The sequence below is a fragment of the Streptomyces longisporoflavus genome, from assembly GCF_014649775.1.
Lineage (GTDB): Bacteria > Actinomycetota > Actinomycetes > Streptomycetales > Streptomycetaceae > Streptomyces > Streptomyces longisporoflavus.
The window spans coordinates 159,905-174,866 of the sequence record NZ_BMTR01000007.1 but is presented as its reverse complement, the minus strand read 5'-3'; the positions used below and the strand labels follow the sequence as shown (position 1 = coordinate 174,866).

The 14,962-nt window shown below is 69.8% G+C and carries 15 protein-coding genes and 1 pseudogene; 9 read left to right on the top strand and 7 right to left on the bottom strand.

Translation table 11 applies throughout. From position 1 onward, the window contains the following. Positions 1 to 6 precede the first annotated feature (6 nt). The 6 genes and pseudogenes from IE226_RS16565 (at position 7) to IE226_RS45225 (ending at position 6,069) form a co-directional block, all read left to right on the top strand. Entirely contained in the window at positions 7 to 1,413 is a 1,407-nt protein-coding gene (locus IE226_RS16565; RefSeq protein WP_190081997.1) for a family 2B encapsulin nanocompartment shell protein, read from the top strand. 96 nt (positions 1,414 to 1,509) lie between these two features. After that, on the top strand, positions 1,510 to 2,637 hold the full coding sequence (locus IE226_RS16560; RefSeq protein ID WP_190081996.1) for a family 2 encapsulin nanocompartment cargo protein polyprenyl transferase: 1,128 nt from the start codon (positions 1,510 to 1,512) through the stop codon (positions 2,635 to 2,637). Positions 2,638 to 2,802: 165 nt separating this feature from the next. Further along, positions 2,803 to 3,432 (top strand): GNAT family N-acetyltransferase, encoded by a 630-nt coding sequence (locus tag IE226_RS16555; protein WP_190081995.1) that lies wholly within the window; start codon positions 2,803 to 2,805, stop codon positions 3,430 to 3,432. A gap of 93 nt (positions 3,433 to 3,525) precedes the next feature. Next, complete coding sequence (locus IE226_RS16550) at positions 3,526 to 4,266, top strand: GAF and ANTAR domain-containing protein (RefSeq protein WP_229871076.1); 741 nt, start codon at positions 3,526 to 3,528, stop codon at positions 4,264 to 4,266. Between the two features lie 576 nt (positions 4,267 to 4,842). Continuing rightward, positions 4,843 to 5,388 (top strand): annotated as a pseudogene (locus tag IE226_RS45230) (GNAT family N-acetyltransferase); the annotation flags it as partial. A 45-nt stretch (positions 5,389 to 5,433) separates the two neighbouring features. Next, on the top strand, positions 5,434 to 6,069 hold the full coding sequence (locus tag IE226_RS45225; protein ID WP_373306978.1) for an HAD-IA family hydrolase: 636 nt from the start codon (positions 5,434 to 5,436) through the stop codon (positions 6,067 to 6,069). A gap of 15 nt (positions 6,070 to 6,084) precedes the next feature. Here the strand turns inward: IE226_RS45225 and IE226_RS16540 are convergent, their stop codons facing one another. Both IE226_RS16540 and IE226_RS16535 read right to left on the bottom strand, forming a co-directional pair. Beyond that, the gene (locus IE226_RS16540; RefSeq protein ID WP_190081994.1) at positions 6,085 to 6,555 is read right to left on the bottom strand and encodes a pyridoxamine 5'-phosphate oxidase family protein; all 471 of its coding nucleotides are present in this window, start codon (positions 6,553 to 6,555) and stop codon (positions 6,085 to 6,087) included. Between the two features lie 137 nt (positions 6,556 to 6,692). Beyond that, the gene (locus tag IE226_RS16535) at positions 6,693 to 8,693 is read right to left on the bottom strand and encodes a GTP-binding protein (protein WP_190082183.1); all 2,001 of its coding nucleotides are present in this window, start codon (positions 8,691 to 8,693) and stop codon (positions 6,693 to 6,695) included. A gap of 203 nt (positions 8,694 to 8,896) precedes the next feature. Between IE226_RS16535 and IE226_RS16530 the strand changes: the two genes are divergently transcribed. Then, positions 8,897 to 9,547, top strand: coding sequence for a LysE family translocator (locus IE226_RS16530; protein WP_190081993.1), 651 nt, complete (start codon positions 8,897 to 8,899; stop codon positions 9,545 to 9,547). 116 nt (positions 9,548 to 9,663) lie between these two features. Here the strand turns inward: IE226_RS16530 and sodN are convergent, their stop codons facing one another. Next, positions 9,664 to 10,059, bottom strand: coding sequence for a superoxide dismutase, Ni (gene sodN / locus IE226_RS16525; RefSeq protein WP_190081992.1), 396 nt, complete (start codon positions 10,057 to 10,059; stop codon positions 9,664 to 9,666). A 145-nt stretch (positions 10,060 to 10,204) separates the two neighbouring features. Here sodN and sodX point away from each other — a divergent pair, with 145 nt between their 5' ends. Next, positions 10,205 to 10,645 (top strand): nickel-type superoxide dismutase maturation protease, encoded by a 441-nt coding sequence (gene sodX / locus IE226_RS16520; RefSeq protein ID WP_190082182.1) that lies wholly within the window; start codon positions 10,205 to 10,207, stop codon positions 10,643 to 10,645. On the opposite strand, the gene IE226_RS16515 is transcribed toward sodX, so the two are convergent. After that, positions 10,549 to 11,178, bottom strand: a complete 630-nt coding sequence (locus IE226_RS16515; protein ID WP_190081991.1) for a CGNR zinc finger domain-containing protein — start codon at positions 11,176 to 11,178, stop codon at positions 10,549 to 10,551. The two genes, sodX and IE226_RS16515, sit on opposite strands and share 97 nt — an antisense overlap. Before the next feature lie 104 nt (positions 11,179 to 11,282). Here IE226_RS16515 and IE226_RS16510 point away from each other — a divergent pair, with 104 nt between their 5' ends. Next, positions 11,283 to 12,044, top strand: a complete 762-nt coding sequence (locus tag IE226_RS16510) for a class I SAM-dependent methyltransferase (RefSeq protein WP_190081990.1) — start codon at positions 11,283 to 11,285, stop codon at positions 12,042 to 12,044. A 62-nt stretch (positions 12,045 to 12,106) separates the two neighbouring features. Here the strand turns inward: IE226_RS16510 and IE226_RS16505 are convergent, their stop codons facing one another. The 3 genes from IE226_RS16505 to IE226_RS16495 are packed head-to-tail and all read right to left on the bottom strand — an operon-like array spanning position 12,107 to position 14,798. Next, on the bottom strand, positions 12,107 to 12,859 hold the full coding sequence (locus IE226_RS16505; protein WP_190082181.1) for an amino acid ABC transporter ATP-binding protein: 753 nt from the start codon (positions 12,857 to 12,859) through the stop codon (positions 12,107 to 12,109). Positions 12,860 to 12,870: 11 nt separating this feature from the next. Further along, positions 12,871 to 13,806, bottom strand: coding sequence for an amino acid ABC transporter permease (locus tag IE226_RS16500; protein ID WP_190081989.1), 936 nt, complete (start codon positions 13,804 to 13,806; stop codon positions 12,871 to 12,873). Positions 13,807 to 13,835: 29 nt separating this feature from the next. After that, on the bottom strand, positions 13,836 to 14,798 hold the full coding sequence (locus tag IE226_RS16495) for an ABC transporter substrate-binding protein (protein WP_190081988.1): 963 nt from the start codon (positions 14,796 to 14,798) through the stop codon (positions 13,836 to 13,838). Positions 14,799 to 14,962 lie beyond the last annotated feature (164 nt).

Here is a 14,962-nt window from a genome sequence, read left to right as displayed (position 1 = left end):
GTGGAAATGTCGGTAGGCGAAGAGGTCCGTGCGGAGCAGGCCGAGCCGCAGCAGAGCTTGGGCACATCAGCCGCGCGGAATCTGGCCACCACCACCAAGTCCGTGCCGCAGATGCAGGAGATCAGCTCGCGCTGGCTCCTGCGGACGCTGCCGTGGGTGCAGGTGCAGGGCGGCACGTACCGGGTGAACCGGAGGCTGAGCTACGCGGTCGGGGACGGCCGCGTGACGTTCGTGAAGACCGGGGACCGGGTGCAGGTCATCCCCGCGGAACTCGGCGAGCTGCCGGTCTTCAGGGACTACGAGGACGCCGATGTCCTGGGAGAGCTGGCCCAGCGCTGCCAGCAGCGCGAGTTCGCTCCGGGCGCGGTCATCACCTCGTTCGGCAGCCAGGCCGACGAGGTGTTCCTGCTCGCGCACGGCAGGGTCGAGAAGATCGGCACCGGTCCGTACGGCGACGACACGGTCCTCGGCTCCCTCGCCGACGGCTCGTACTTCGGCGAGCAGGCACTGCTCGACCCCGAGGCCATCTGGGAGTACACGACACGAGCGGTGACCGCGTGCACCGTGCTCACGCTGCCACGCCAGGACCTGGAGCAGGTCGCGGAACGCACGGACTCGCTGCGCGAGCACCTGCAGCGGCTGCGGGCCATCCCGGCCCAGCGGACGAACAACTACGGAGAGGCGCCCATCGACCTCTCCGCGGGACACGTCGGCGAAGCAGTTCTGCCGGGCACCTACGTCGACTACGAAGCGGCCCCCCGTGAGTACGAACTGAGCGTCGCCCAGACCGTCCTGCGCGTCCACACGCGCGTGGCCGACCTCTACAACCAGCCGATGAACCAGACCGAGCAGCAGTTGCGGCTGACGGTCGAGGCGCTCAAGGAGCGCCAGGAGCACGAGCTGATCAACAACCGCGAGTTCGGGCTGCTCAACAACTGCGAGTACGACCAGCGGCTGCAGCCGCACGACGGTGTGCCGGGCCCGGACGACATGGACGAGCTGCTCAGCCGCAGGCGGGGATCGAAGCTCTTCCTGGCCCACCCGCGGGCGATCTCGGCGTTCGGCCGCGAGCTCAACAAGCGCGGGCTCGTGCCGGAGACCATCGAGATGGCGGGCAGCCGCATCCCCACCTGGCGCGGGGTGCCGATCTTCCCGTGCAACAAGATCCCGGTCAGCGACGCCCGCACCACCTCGATCATCTGCATGCGTACGGGGGAGGAGGAGCAGGGCGTAGTAGGCCTGCACCAGACCGGCATCCCGGACGAGATCGAGCCGAGTCTCTCCGTGCGCTTCATGGGGATCAGCGAGCAGGCGATCATGTCGTACCTCGTGTCGACGTACTACTCGGCGGCGGTCCTCGTGCCGGACGCCCTCGGCATCTTGGAGAACGTCGAGATCGGCCGCTGGCAGTGAGCCCGTGTCTGTGGGCGCGCTGCCGGGTACACCCCATGCGTACGCGCCCACAGGCCCAGGAAACGCCACCGTCCGCATCCTCCCCGGGGTGAGTTAATGACGGACACGACGACGGACATGACGGAGAGGGCGCAAGGCCCCGCCGAACAGAGGCCCACCGCAGAGTTCGAGGCCCACGACCAGCACGGAGGGTACGAGGCGTCCGAAGCGGCGGAGCTCCTGACAGCGGCGCGGCTGAGCGTCGACCCGGAGGTGCGCAGGGCGGTCGACTCGCTGCCCGGCGGGATGCGCCGCATCGCGCGCTATCACTTCGGCTGGGAACACGCGGACGGCACACCGGCGGCCGGGCACGCGGGCAAGGCGATCAGGCCCGCGCTGGTGCTCGCCGCGGTGCGGGCGCTCGGCGGGGAGCAGGCCATGGCCGTCCGGGCCGCGGCGGCAGTGGAGCTGACCCACAACTTCACGCTGCTGCACGACGACGTCATGGACCGCGACCCCACCCGCAGACACCGGGCCACCGCCTGGACCGTGTTCGGCGAAGCCGACGCGATCCTCGCCGGTGACGCGTTGCAGGCGCTCGCGCAGCGGCTGCTCGCCGAGGACCCGCACCCCGGGGCGGGCGAGGCGGCGGCCCGGCTCGCCGCCTGCGTGGTGGAGCTCTGCGCGGGCCAGCACGCGGACAGCACCTTCGAACGGCGCGGTCCGGGCGAGGTCACGCTCGACGAGTGCCTCGCCATGGCCGAGGCCAAGACGGGTGCGCTGCTCGGCTGCGCCTGCGCGCTCGGCGCGCTGTACGCGGGCGCGCGGCGCAGCGAGGTGGAGGCGCTCGACGGGTTCGGCCGCGAGGCGGGGCTCGCCTTCCAGCTCATCGACGACGTGATCGGCATCTGGGGCGACCCGGGGCACACCGGGAAGCCCGCCCGTGCCGACCTCGCGGCCCGCAAGAAGTCCCTGCCGGTGGTCGCGGCGCTGGCTTCGGGCACCCGGGCCGCCGCCGACCTTGCCGAGTTGTACGGACGTCCGGCGCCCGGCTCCGAGAGCGACGGCGACCTGGAGCGCATCGCGCACGCCGTAGAGGCGGCCGGCGGCAAGGACTGGGCGCTGATGCAGGCGGCCGACCGGATGTCCCGCGCGCTCAACCAACTCTCCCGCGCGGTGCCCGTCCCGGAGGCGGCCGGCAGCCTGCTGGCGCTCGCGGAGTTCGTGACGCGGCGTACGTACTGAACACGGCATGACCGACGAGCCCCGCACCCCCGAGATCCGGTCAGGGTGCGGGGCTCGCCCGTGTGCCGTGGCCGGATCACCTAGGCTGCACCCGACACAACCGGTTGCGGATCGCGAGCAGTTGAGCGTGACCGAGGGGCAGGTCGAGGGGCTGAAGGGGCGGCTGTGGGCGTAGTGATCCGGCGGGCCGGGGAGAGCGACAGGGCGGACGTGGTCCGGTTGCTCGACGAGGCGTTCCAGGACGATCCGGTGAGCGGTTGGGTCTTCCCCGGCGACGAGCACCGCCGCCGCAGGCACGGAGCCCTGATGGAAGCCTTCCTCGACCTCGCCCTGAGCCAGGGCTTCGTCGACATCACACAGGACGGCGCGGCCGTCGCGCTGTGGTGGTCCGTCCCCGCCGGCGAGGACGAGGGCGGAGAAGAGGGGCCCGCGCAGCTGCGCGCGGCCGTCGACCCGGACAACGCGCGGGTCGAGGAGATAGGCCGGATCACCGGCGAGGCGCACCCGACCGACCGGCCCCACCAGTACCTGCACATGATCGGTGTGCGCCCCGGGCGGCAGGGCGAAGGGCTCGGCACGGCACTGATCGAGTCCGTGCTCGAACGGTGCGACCGGGAGGGGCTGCACGCCTATCTGGAGGCGAGCAACAGCCGCAGCCGCGCGCTGTACACACGGCTCGGATTCCACTTCACTGGAAATGCCATCGATCTGCCGGACGGCCCGCAGCTGTGGCCCATGTGGCGAGAGCCCCGGCCCTTTGTCACACCCTGTGGCGGGCCCGGCGAATTCGCATAGGGTCCGCATAGGGTCTTCGCAGCATCGCTGTGTTGTCCGTAGACACACCGAAGGGGGGAGGCGCGCCTCATGTCCCGCGAAATGATTCGAGAAGTGTCCGGTGATACGTCCCGCGAACGACTTCTGGCGGAGGCGTTCGTGGAGGTGGCCGACTCCTTGAACGGCGATTTCGATGTCGCCGCGTTCCTGCAGAGCCTTGCCGTGCGCTGCGTGGAACTGCTCGGAGTCTCGGCCGCGGGCGTCCTGCTGGCCGACGCGGGGGGCGAGTTGCGGCTCGTCGCCGCGTCCGGCGAGCACGCCTGGGTGCTCGATCTGTTTGCCCTGCAGCAGGAACAGGGGCCGTGCCTTGACTGCTACCGCTCGGGCACGGCGCACACGAACATCGCCCTCGGCGGCCTGGAGGCGACCACCGCGTGGCCGCAGTTCTCGCTGCGCGCCAGGGAAGCGGGCTACGAGATGACGCAGGTGCTTCCCCTGGGGCAGGGTGAACAGGTACTCGGCACGCTGAATCTGTTCCAGGCGAAGCCGCGGGTGCTGAGTCATGACGAGGTCGCGCTCGCCCAGGCCCTCGCCGATGTCGCGGCGATCACGATCGTCCAGCGGCGTTCCCTGGAGAAGAGCGAGGCGGAGCGCGGCCAGTTGCAGGAGGCCCTCACCAGCCGGATCGCCATCGAGCAGGCCAAGGGCGTGCTGGCGGAGCGGTGGGGGTGCACGGTCGACGAGGCCTTCGGGGCCCTGCGGCGCCACGCGCGGGCGAACCGGCTGCGGCTCGCGGAATGCGCGCGGCAGGTGGTGGAGGGGGAACTCGACACGGAGGGCATCCGCCGGGTGTGACGCGGCGGTACAGGCGTTCGTCTACTTCGTCGCCGTGTCTATCCGGCCCGCGCCGCCCGCCATATTCTCGACGTATGGGCAGCGATGGGCGCCGGTCCGGCCCCCGCCCGCAGAGCGAGCCGGTGTGCGCGACCTGCGGACGGCCTGTCGGTACGGCCATCAAGCGGCGCAAGACGTTCGGGGTGTTCGTCCCGGTGTGGGGACCTGGCCCGTGCCGCAACCCGCTGTGCGACGCGTGTGTCGAGGAAGTCGAAGAGCGCGGCAGGCATGGAACGCACGGAGCGCATGGAGCGTACGGAAAGCGCGGTAAGCGCCCGAGGCGAGGCGTGCGTGAAGGGCGCGGAGATGTCGCGGCGACAGAGGGCGCGGCGACGGAGGCCGCTGCGATCGGAGCCGCTGCCGCAGCCGATGACGCCGTAGCCGAAGTGGCAGCAGCGGAAGAAGCCGCAGCCGCAGCAAAGGCCGCCACAGAGGCCGCCACAGAGGCTGCGCCGGATCGCTCCGAGGACGACTGAGGTACACACACCCGTCAGCGATGGCGCGCGTCCGAAGCGGCGGCGCCCACCCGTAGTGGCCATGGTGCACACCCGCATCACAAGAAGCAGTGGACAGTTGCATCATGGGCGCATGGACATGACCGAGCTTGACGAACTGCCGTCGGCCGTTGATGCCGATCGGCTCCTTGCCCTCGCCGACGGCCATCACGCGCGTACCGCACGGCCCCTCGGCGTCCGGCACGCTCGCCCCGCCGATCTCCCCCGCATCGTGGAACTCGTCGCCGAGCATGCCGCGTACGAGAAGGGCACCCCGCCCGCGCCCGGTCTCGACCGGCGTCTTCATGCCCTGCTCTTCGAGGTAGCGGACCCGCGTCTGCGTTGTCTGGTGGCCGAACTGAGCGACGGCGAGGTCGTCGGGTACGCCACGTGTGCGCCGGAGGTTTCCACCTGGGACGGTGCCGAGTATCTGCACATGGACTGCCTCTTCCTGCGTGACGGGCACCGGGGCCTCGGGCTCGGCGAGCGGCTGATGGACGCGGTGGCCACGGAGGCCCGTCGCCTCGGCCTCGCCGAGGTCCAGTGGCAGACGCCCGCGTGGAACGAGGGCGCCATCCGCTTCTACGACCGCATCGGCGCCGACGCCAAGGAGAAGCTGCGCTTCACCTGGCAGGTGCCGGCGCAGCCGCCGCAGCCGCTGCCCTTCGACGCCGTGCTCACCGACCTCGACGGCGTGATCCGCTTCTACGACATGTCGGAGATGGAGGCGATGGAGCGCGACGCCGGTCTCCCGCACGGCAGCACCGCCGAGATCGCCTTCGCGCCCGAGACCGATCTGCCCCTGATGCTCGGGCACACGGGCAAGGAGGAGTGGGTGGAGGCGATAGCCCGCGGCCTCGCGGACCGCGTGCCGTACGAGCGCGGCCACGCCCTGGGGACCGCGCTCGCCGGGGCCGCGTTCTCCGCCGACGCGACCGTGGTCGATCTCCTCCGGCGGGCCCGCGCGCACCTGCACGTGGCGCTCGTGACGAACGCGACCCCCTGGCTCGACGACGACCTGGCCGAACTCGGCATCGCGGACCTCGCGCACACCGTCGTCGGCAGCGCCGATGTCGGCGTCGTCAAGCCGGACCGCCGGATCTACGAGATCGCCCTGGAGCGGGCCGGGGTCCCCGCCGAGCGCTGCCTGTTCGTGGACGACCGCAAGGAGAACGTGGACGCGGCGGTCGCACTCGGCATGGTGGGGCTCCACTACACGGGACCCGACGACCTGCGCGAGGCGCTGGCACCGGTGCTCGGCCGGGACTGACCCCGCGGCGGGCCGTCACACCGTCCAGCGCCCGCCCCGCATCAACTCCCGCCCCGCCAGCTCGTCGGCCTCGCGCCAGGCCTGGATCCGCTGCGGAGTGATGCGGAAGTAGGTGTACAGGGTGTCGAGCTTGCTCGGGTCGAAGCCCGTCCGCTCGGCGAAGGCGTCAAGGTCCTCGCGGGTCAACTCGCCGTCGGCGAGGGCACGTACGGTCCCTTCGATCATGATGACGTCGCGGGTCGGCCCGACGCCGATCCGCGCTCTGCCCGAGGCCCGCAGGTTGCGGCCGGTGACGCTGGCGTCCGGAGTGGCCACCAGCAAGCTCTCGCTCTCGCCCTCCCACCGGAAGGACAGCGGGACCAGGTACGGGGCCCCGCCGTCCGGGTCGGCCGTCGCCACCCACGCGTCCACGTCGTGGGTGAGCCGGTGCAGGGTGTCGCGCTTGCGCTGCTCGGGCGTGCGGGGACCCGTCGTCTGCGTGCTCATCGCTGTTCTCCTCCGAATTTCCGAGTGGCCGAGTTTCCGAGTGACCAACTGGGCTTAGTCGTGCGGGATTTCGTTCGTCACGTCTCTGACACCTCCCGGCGAGGGAACGTGACCGGTGGACCATAATTCACCCGGCCTCAGCGCCTGACACCCGCCACCTCCCGCAGGTACTCCTTGCGGCAGAGCGGATTACGGTCGGTGCGCGGTCGGTTCGGGGGCTCGCCCGGGACCGGCTGGTACCGCTCGAAGGCGGACTCCAGCTCGCCCTCTCCGCGCGTCAGCGAGGGCAGCAGCTGTTCCAGCTCGTGCACGCGGGCGGCCGGGATCTCGCCCTCGACGAGGTACGAGGAGCCGTGTGCCGTCTGGGTGTGCGGCACCGCGCGCAGCCTGGAGAGCACGGGCAGGAGCTGCCCGAACACGTCGTCCGGGACGCTGAGCCCGAAACGGTGCAGCGGCTCGCGCACCTCGGTGCCCGCCCGCCGTAGCGCGCTCAGCAGGACCAGCGGGGTCAGCTGCCGGAAGTCTCCGGCCGTGCTCGACATGCTCTTGTCGAAGGTGCCGTGCGCGTGGCTCTGCCGCGGCCAGTAACCGGAGTGCGTCATGGTGACGACGCAGTCGCCGACCTCCCACCCGTGCACCCCCTGGAGCAGCGTCTCCCGCACGCTCTCCTCGACGGCACGGAAGAACGCGTACGGCATCGAACCGAGCTCCACCTCCAGGCGGAACTGCACGCCGGAATCCGGCGGTCCGGGATCGACACGCAGCCCGACGGTGGCCAGGAAGGGGTTGTCGTCCTTGTCGATGATCTCGTACGCGGACCCGCTGCCCGTCACGCGCTCCACGCAGATGGTGGTGGTCTCGCGGAACGTGACGTCGATCCCGTACTCGTCGAGGAGGGTCGCCTGGATGACCTCCTTCTGGACCTCGCCGTACAGCGACACGTACACCTCCTGGCGCAGATCGTCCTGCCGCAGGTTGATCAGCGGGTCCTGCTCGGCGAGCTGGGCGAGCGCGAGATGCAGCGCGCCCCTGTCACCGGGCCTGACGGGGACGACGACGGTCTCCAGGGTGGGCGGCGAGAAGTGGTGCTGTCCGGCCGCGCCCCTTCGCGCCTTCGCGTGCGGTACGCCGACGACATCGCCGATCCGGATGTCGCCGAGCCCCCACAACTTCCCGATCTGCCCGGCGGAGACACCCTCGCGCGCGGCGGCGGACCCGCGGTCGAAGACGCTGACCGCGGTGACCTTGCCCTCGCGTCCGCCGCCGAACGGCAGCCGGTCCCGCGTGCGGACCGTCCCCGCGAACATCCGCACGTAGGCGACCTTCTCCCCGGCGTCCCCGCGCTCGACCTTGAACACGGTGCCGGACACGGGATCACCGGCGCGCGGCGTCCCGTTCTCGGAGGGCAGCAACTCCCGGATTCCCGCCATCAGTGCGCCGATTCCGGCGCCGGTGGCGGCCGAGCCGAAGAACACCGGGTGGACGAGTGCCTGCCCGGTCTGCGTGCCGAGCGCGGCGCGCAGCCGCCCGGGGGAGAGGCCCGCCTCGTCGTCGACGTACGCGGAGAGCAGGGCGTCGTCGTGCGCGGCGAGTACGTCGACGAGGCGGGCGGTGAAGGCGGGATCACCGGCGGCGTAGGGCACGAAGGCCCCGTCGCGGGTGCCGGGGGCGGTGACCGTGCCCATGGGCACGATGTCCGGCACGAGCCGCCGCGCGATGCCGCGCAGCGTTTGGTCGTAGCGGGCCCCGCGGCGGTCGATCTTGTTCACGAAAATGATCGTGGGGATGCGCAGCCGCCGCAGCGTCCGCATGAGCACCCGGGTCTGCGCCTGGACGCCCTCGACGGCGGAGATGACGAGTACGGCGCCGTCGAGCACGCTCAGCACCCGTTCCACCTCGGCGATGAAGTCCGGGTGGCCGGGGGTGTCGATGAGATTGACGGTGACGTCGTCGACGGCGAAGGAGACGACGGCGGATTTGATCGTGATCCCGCGCTGCCGTTCCAGGGCGAGTGAGTCGGTCCGGGTGGTTCCCGCATCGACGCGACCGATCTCGTCGATGACACCGGCGGCGTGCAGGAGCCGCTCGGTCAGACTGGTCTTCCCGGCGTCAACATGCGCCAGGATCCCCAGGTTCAGGGTGTTGGACGTGCTCGACGTATGCACGGAGTGTCATGTCCTCTGGGTCGATGGCGATTCCCTTCTGGCCGGACATGAACAAACGGCGCATTGCGTCTCCTCGACTGGTCTAGGCGTACGGAGAGTGCAGCAGGGCCGGTCCGCGCGGGCAACTGATTTATCCGGCGGCGCGACGGCACGGAGGGCGGCTAGCCTCCCGTGTCATGCTCACCGCCGCACTCGCGTTCGCGGGCGTCGCCGCGATCATCAACGTCACGCCGGGCCTGGACACGCTCCTGGTCCTGCGCACTTCCGTGGCCCACGGCCGGGACGGCGGCTTCGCCGCGGCGCTCGGCATCCTCACCGGCTGCCTGGCCTGGGGCATGGCGACGGCGATCGGCCTGACGGCGCTGCTCACGGCCTCGCATCTCGCGTACGACGCCCTGCGCATCGGGGGCGCCGTCTACCTGGCATGGCTGGGCGGCACGGCGCTGTGGCGCGCACGCCGCCGGGCGGAGAAGGAGCCGGCGCGGGCGCAGGGCGACGAGTCGGCCGAACCGGCGGCGCCCCGGGACCGCTGGGCGGCCTTCCGCGCGGGGCTCGGCACGAACCTGCTCAACCCCAAGGCCGGGCTGTTCTACATGAGCCTGATCCCGCAGTTCATCCCCGCGGGCGCACCGGTCTTCGGCACGACACTGCTGCTCACGGCGATCGACCTCGTCGAACTCGCCCTCTGGTACTGGATCGTCACCTACGCGGCCGCCGCCCTCGGCGAGCGCATCCGCCGGCCGGCCTTCCGCCGCCGCCTGGAACAGCTCAGCGGGGTGGCGTTCCTGGGCTTCGCCGCGAACCTGGCCGTGCACGACCGGGCCTGAGGCCGGGGCAGGCCGGGGCAGGCAGGGGCAGGCAGGGGCAGAGAATGCCGAAAGCACCCGGCTCCGCGCGGATGCCGGGTGCTTTCGTCCGTACCGAAGGACTGAAGGGCTGGAGGTCAGGCCTTCTTGGTCTCCCAGAAGATCTTGTCGATCTGGGCGATGTAGTCCAGCGCCTTCTGGCCCGTGGCCGGGTCCGACGAGCCCTTGGCGGCCGAGAGGGCCTTGAGGGTGTCGTTCACCAGCTGGTGCAGCTCCGGGTACTTCTCGAAGTGCGGGGGCTTGAAGTAGTCGCTCCAGAGCACCGACACGTGGTGCTTGGCGAGCTCCGCGCGCTGCTCCTTGATGCCGATGGCGCGCGTCTGGAACTGCGCGTCGTCGTTGCCGGCCATCTTCTCCTGGACGGCCTTGACCGACTCCGCCTCGATGCGGGCCTGAGCCGGGTCGTACACACCGCAGGGCAGGTCGCAGTGGGCGCTGACCTTTACCTTGGGGGCAAACAGGCGGGAAAGCATGCAGCGGTCCTTCCTCGTGATCGTCTTCTCAGGTGGGACATTACTCCGTGAGAGACCTGTTTTCGCGAGTGCCCCCATGGGCTTAGGTCAAAAGTCCAGGGCCAGACTGATACTCGTGGAGGATAGAACCGGGGAGGTGCCGGTGATGCCGGAGCTGTCGCAGGAGAGCGAACGGAGAAGGGCCGTCGTGCCGTTGGGCGCCGCAGAGGTGACCGGCCCGTCGATGGTGCCCACGCTTTACCACGGTGACCGTCTGGTGGTGCATTGGGGCGCACGGGTCCGAGCGGGTGACGTGGTGGTGCTACGCCATCCGTTCCAGCAGGACCTGCTGGTGGTGAAGCGCGCGGCCGAGCGGCGCGAGGGCGGCTGGTGGGTGCTCGGGGACAACGCGTACGCGGGAGGGGACAGCACGGACTACGGCACGGTGCCCGAGGAACTCGTCCTGGGGAAGGTGCGGTTCCGCTACCGCCCGCCCCGGTTCGCGTCCGGTCAGCGCTCGCCGTTCGCCCTGCTGCGCTGGGCCGTCTCGGCGGCGCGGCCCGTGCTGGCCGACCGGTCCGTCTCCAGGCGCTTGCGGGCGCGGTAGGCGGCGACATTGGCGCGGGTCGCGCAGCGGTCCGAGCAGTAGCGTCGGGAGCGGTTCGTCGACGTGTCGAGATAGGCGTTGCGGCACGGCGCTGCCTCGCACAGGCCGAGACGGTCGACGCCGTGTTCGGTGAGGTGGAAGGCGAGGCCCATCGCGGCGATCGCGGCGTACCCGGACGTGGCGTTAGAGGGGTGGTCCGCGAGGTGCATGTGCCACAGCGGGTTGCCGTTGTCGTCGCGGTCGTCGTGCCCCGAGATCTGCGGGCTGACCGGGAACTCCATGAGCAGTGAGTTCAGCAGGGAGACCGCGAGGGTCTCGTCGCCGCCGTCGGCCGCTTCGAAGACCGCCCTGAGCCTGGCCCGCACCGAGCGGAAGCGGGTGACGTCGGAGTCCGTGGCGCGACGGGCTGCCTGCGAACTCCCTCCGAACAGCGCCCGGACGGCCTCGACCGACGTCAGCGTGTCCTTGTTGCGACCCGGCTCCTCGCTGTTGACCAGACGTACGGCGTAGTCCGAGTAATAGGCCAGTTCCACTTGTAGTCCTTACGAGGGCGGGCTATCTTCGTCAAGCGTGTGAGTAACGGCTGCGCGTGCTTCGAGGGTATTACAAGAGCGTATTGGGTACGGGAGGACTTCTGATGACGGAAACGGTGTCCGGAACCGACTGGCGCGCCTGGCAGGACAGCTGGGACCGGCAGCAGGAGTGGTATCTGCCCGACCGCGAGGAGCGGTTCCGGGTCATGCTGGACATGGTCGAGGCCGTCGTCGGCACCGAGCCGCGCGTCCTCGACCTCGCGTGCGGTACGGGGAGTATTACGGACCGGCTGCTCAAGAGGTTCCCGAACGCGGTCAGCACGGGCGTCGACCTCGACCCCGCGCTGCTCGCCATCGCCGAGGGCACCTTCGCCGGTGACGACCGCGTCACGTTCGTCACCGCGGACCTCAAGGACCCCGGCTGGGCGTCCCAGCTCCCGTACGACTCGTACGACGCGGTCCTGACCGCCACCGCCCTGCACTGGCTGCACAGTGAGTCCCTCACCGCCCTCTACGGCCAGATCGCGGGCGTCGTGCGCGACGGCGGCGTCTTCATGAACGCCGACCACATGCCCGACCCCGCGACCCCCCGTCTGAACGACGCCGACCGTGCCCAGCGGCACGCCCGCATGGACCGGGCCAAGGCCGAGGGTGCCGTGGACTGGCGGGAATGGTGGCAGCTCGCCGCCAAGGACCCGGTCCTCGCCGAACCCACCGCCAAGCGCTTCGAGATCTACGGCGAGCACGCGGACGGCGATACCCCGTCGCCCGAGTGGCACGCGCGCACGCTGCGCGACGCGGGCTTCGGCGAGGCGCGGACGGTGTGGTCCTCGCCCTCCGACGCGATGGTGCTCGGCCTCAAGTAGCGGCAACACGAAGGGGCGGTACGGATCCGGAATCCGTACCGCCCCTTCCGCTCGATCGCGTGTTACAGCACCTTCGACAGGAACGACTGCGTCCGCTCGTGCCGCGGGTTCGTCAGGACCTCGCGCGGGTGGCCGGACTCGACCACCACGCCCTCGTCCATGAAGACGAGGCTGTCGCCGACCTCGCGCGCGAAGCCCATCTCGTGCGTGACGACGATCATCGTCATGCCGGACTCCGCGAGGTCGCGCATGACGTCGAGCACGTCACCCACCAGCTCCGGGTCGAGCGCCGATGTCGGCTCGTCGAAGAGCATCAGCTTCGGCTCCATCGCGAGCGCGCGGGCGATGGCCACGCGCTGCTGCTGGCCGCCCGAGAGCTGCGAGGGGTAGTTCTTCGCCTTGTCGGCCAGGCCGACGCGCTCGAGGAGCTGGCCGGCGCGCTCCCTCGCCGCCGACTTCGTCTCGCCCTTGACCTGGACCGGCGCCTCCATGACGTTCTCGATCGCCGTCAGGTGCGGGAAGAGGTTGAAGCGCTGAAAGACCATGCCGATGTCCCGGCGCTTGAGGGCGACTTCGCTGTCCTTGAGCTCGTACAGCTTGTCTCCCTTCTGCCGGTAGCCGACCAGTTCGCCGTCGACGTAGAGCCGTCCGGCGTTGATCTTCTCCAGGTGGTTGATGCAGCGCAGGAACGTCGACTTGCCGGAGCCCGACGGGCCGATGAGGCAGAAGACCTCACCCGACTTGACCTCCAGGTCGATGCCCTTGAGGACCTCGACGCTGCCGAAGGACTTGTGGACGCCCTCGGACTTCACCATGGCGGTGGTCATTAGCGCACCCCCGAACGGTTGCCGAGCGACAGCATGTTGGCCTTGATCTTCTGGAACGGAGTGGCGGGCAGGGTGCGCGACGAACCGCGCGCGTAATAGCGCTCCAGGTAGTACTGACCGACGCTGAGGATCGACGTCATGATCAGGTACCAGCACGCCGCGAGCAGCAGGGTCTCCACCGTCGCGCCGGACGAGGTGCCGATGTCCTGGGCGTACCGCAGGAGCTCGTAGTACTGGACGGCCGCGACCAGCGAGGTCGTCTTCAGCATGTTGATGACTTCGTTGCCCGTCGGCGGCACGACCACGCGCATCGCCTGCGGCAGCACGATCCGGCGCAGCGTCTTGCCGTGGCTCATGCCGAGCGCGTGCGACGCCTCGGTCTGGCCCTCGTCGACCGAGAGCAGACCGGCGCGGCAGATCTCCGCCATGTACGCGGCCTCGTTGAGACCGAGGCCGAGCAGCGCCGTCAGGAACGGCGTCATGAAGTCCGACCACTCGTCCTTGTAGACGGGGCCGAGGTTCACGTAGTCGAAGACGAAGCCGAGGTTGAACCAGACGAAGAGCTGGACCAGGACCGGCGTACCGCGGAAGAACCAGATGTAGAACCAGGCGATCGACGACGTGACCGGGTTCCGCGACATCCGCATCACGGAGAGGATGACGCCGCCGACCACGCCGATGAGCATCGACAGGGCGGTCAGGATCAGCGTCTCGCGGACGCCGCGCAGGATGCGGTCGTCGAAGAAGTTGTCGGGAATCGCGTTCCAGTTGATGTCGCCCTGGGAGAACGCGTAGACGATCGCGCCGAGCGCCGCGATGGCGGCAACCGCGGCGACGTACCGGCCGTAGTGCCGGACGGGGATGGCCCTGATGGCCTCGGGGCGGGAGGACGGTGGAGTGTCCTCCGGCCCCTTCTTGGAGATGTCGGTAGTCACAGGAGTGGCCTTTCAGCGACGGGTCGCGGTCACTTGCCGCCGTTGATCTTGGCTGCCTCGACCGCGCCGTCCTCGACGCCCCACTTCGCGATGATCTTGTCGTACTCGCCGTTCTTGATGATCGCGTCGAGTGCGGCCTTGATCGCGTCGCGCAGCTCCGGGTTCTTCTTGGAGATCGCGATGCCGTACGGGGCGGCCTCGACCTGCTCGCCGACCAGCTGGAAGTCCTTGCCGCCGCCCGAGGTCTTCACCGCGTACGCGGCGACCGGGAAGTCCGAGGAGCCCGCGTCCGCGCCGCCGGAGCGCAGCCGGGTCTGGGCCTGCTGGTCGTTGTCGAAGGACTCGATGGCGATCTTCTTGCCGCTCTTGCACTTCTTCGACTCGGCCTTGGCCAGGTCGTGCGAGACGGTGCCGCGCTGGACGACGATCTTCTTGCCGCAGAGGTCGCCCCAGGTCTTGATGCCCTGGTCGTCGCCCTTCTTGGTGTAGATCGAGACGCCGGCCGTGAAGTAGTCGACGAAGTCGACGCCCTCGCCGATCTTCTTGCCGGTCTCCTCGTCGACGCCCTCCTGGCGGTTCTTGGTGTCGGTCATGGCCGACATCGCGAGGTCGTAGCGCTTGGAGCGCAGGCCGCCGAGCAGGGTGTCGAAGGTGCCGTTGTCGAACTGGAACTCCACGCCGAGCTGCTTGCCGAGCGCGTCGCCGAGATCGGGGTCGATGCCGACGGTCTTGCCCGACTTGTCCTTGAACTCGACGGGCGGGTACGCGATGTCCGAACCGACCTTGATGACGCCCGCGTCGCGGATGTCCTTGGGCAGCTTGTCGGCGAGCGGCGCGTTGCTCACCTTCTCGCTGCCCTCGTCCTTGCTCTTGGTCTGGTCACCGCAGCCGGTGAGCAGCACCGCTCCGGCGACCGCGATCGCGCCGACCGTGGCCATCCGGGACTTAGCGGACTTACCGGCGGTGGTACGACGGATGAAGCGTGCGGTCATGAGGGTCCTCCGGCGGATGAGGGAGTTGCCGAGCGGTCGTGCACACACCTTCGGGTGTCGCGACCTCGTGTGATGACGGCATCTTGCCATTCGGACCGTCCGATTCTGGGTGCCGGTGATGTCAAAATCGGATAACGGGTGATCCCCGAACCCAGACAGGCCGG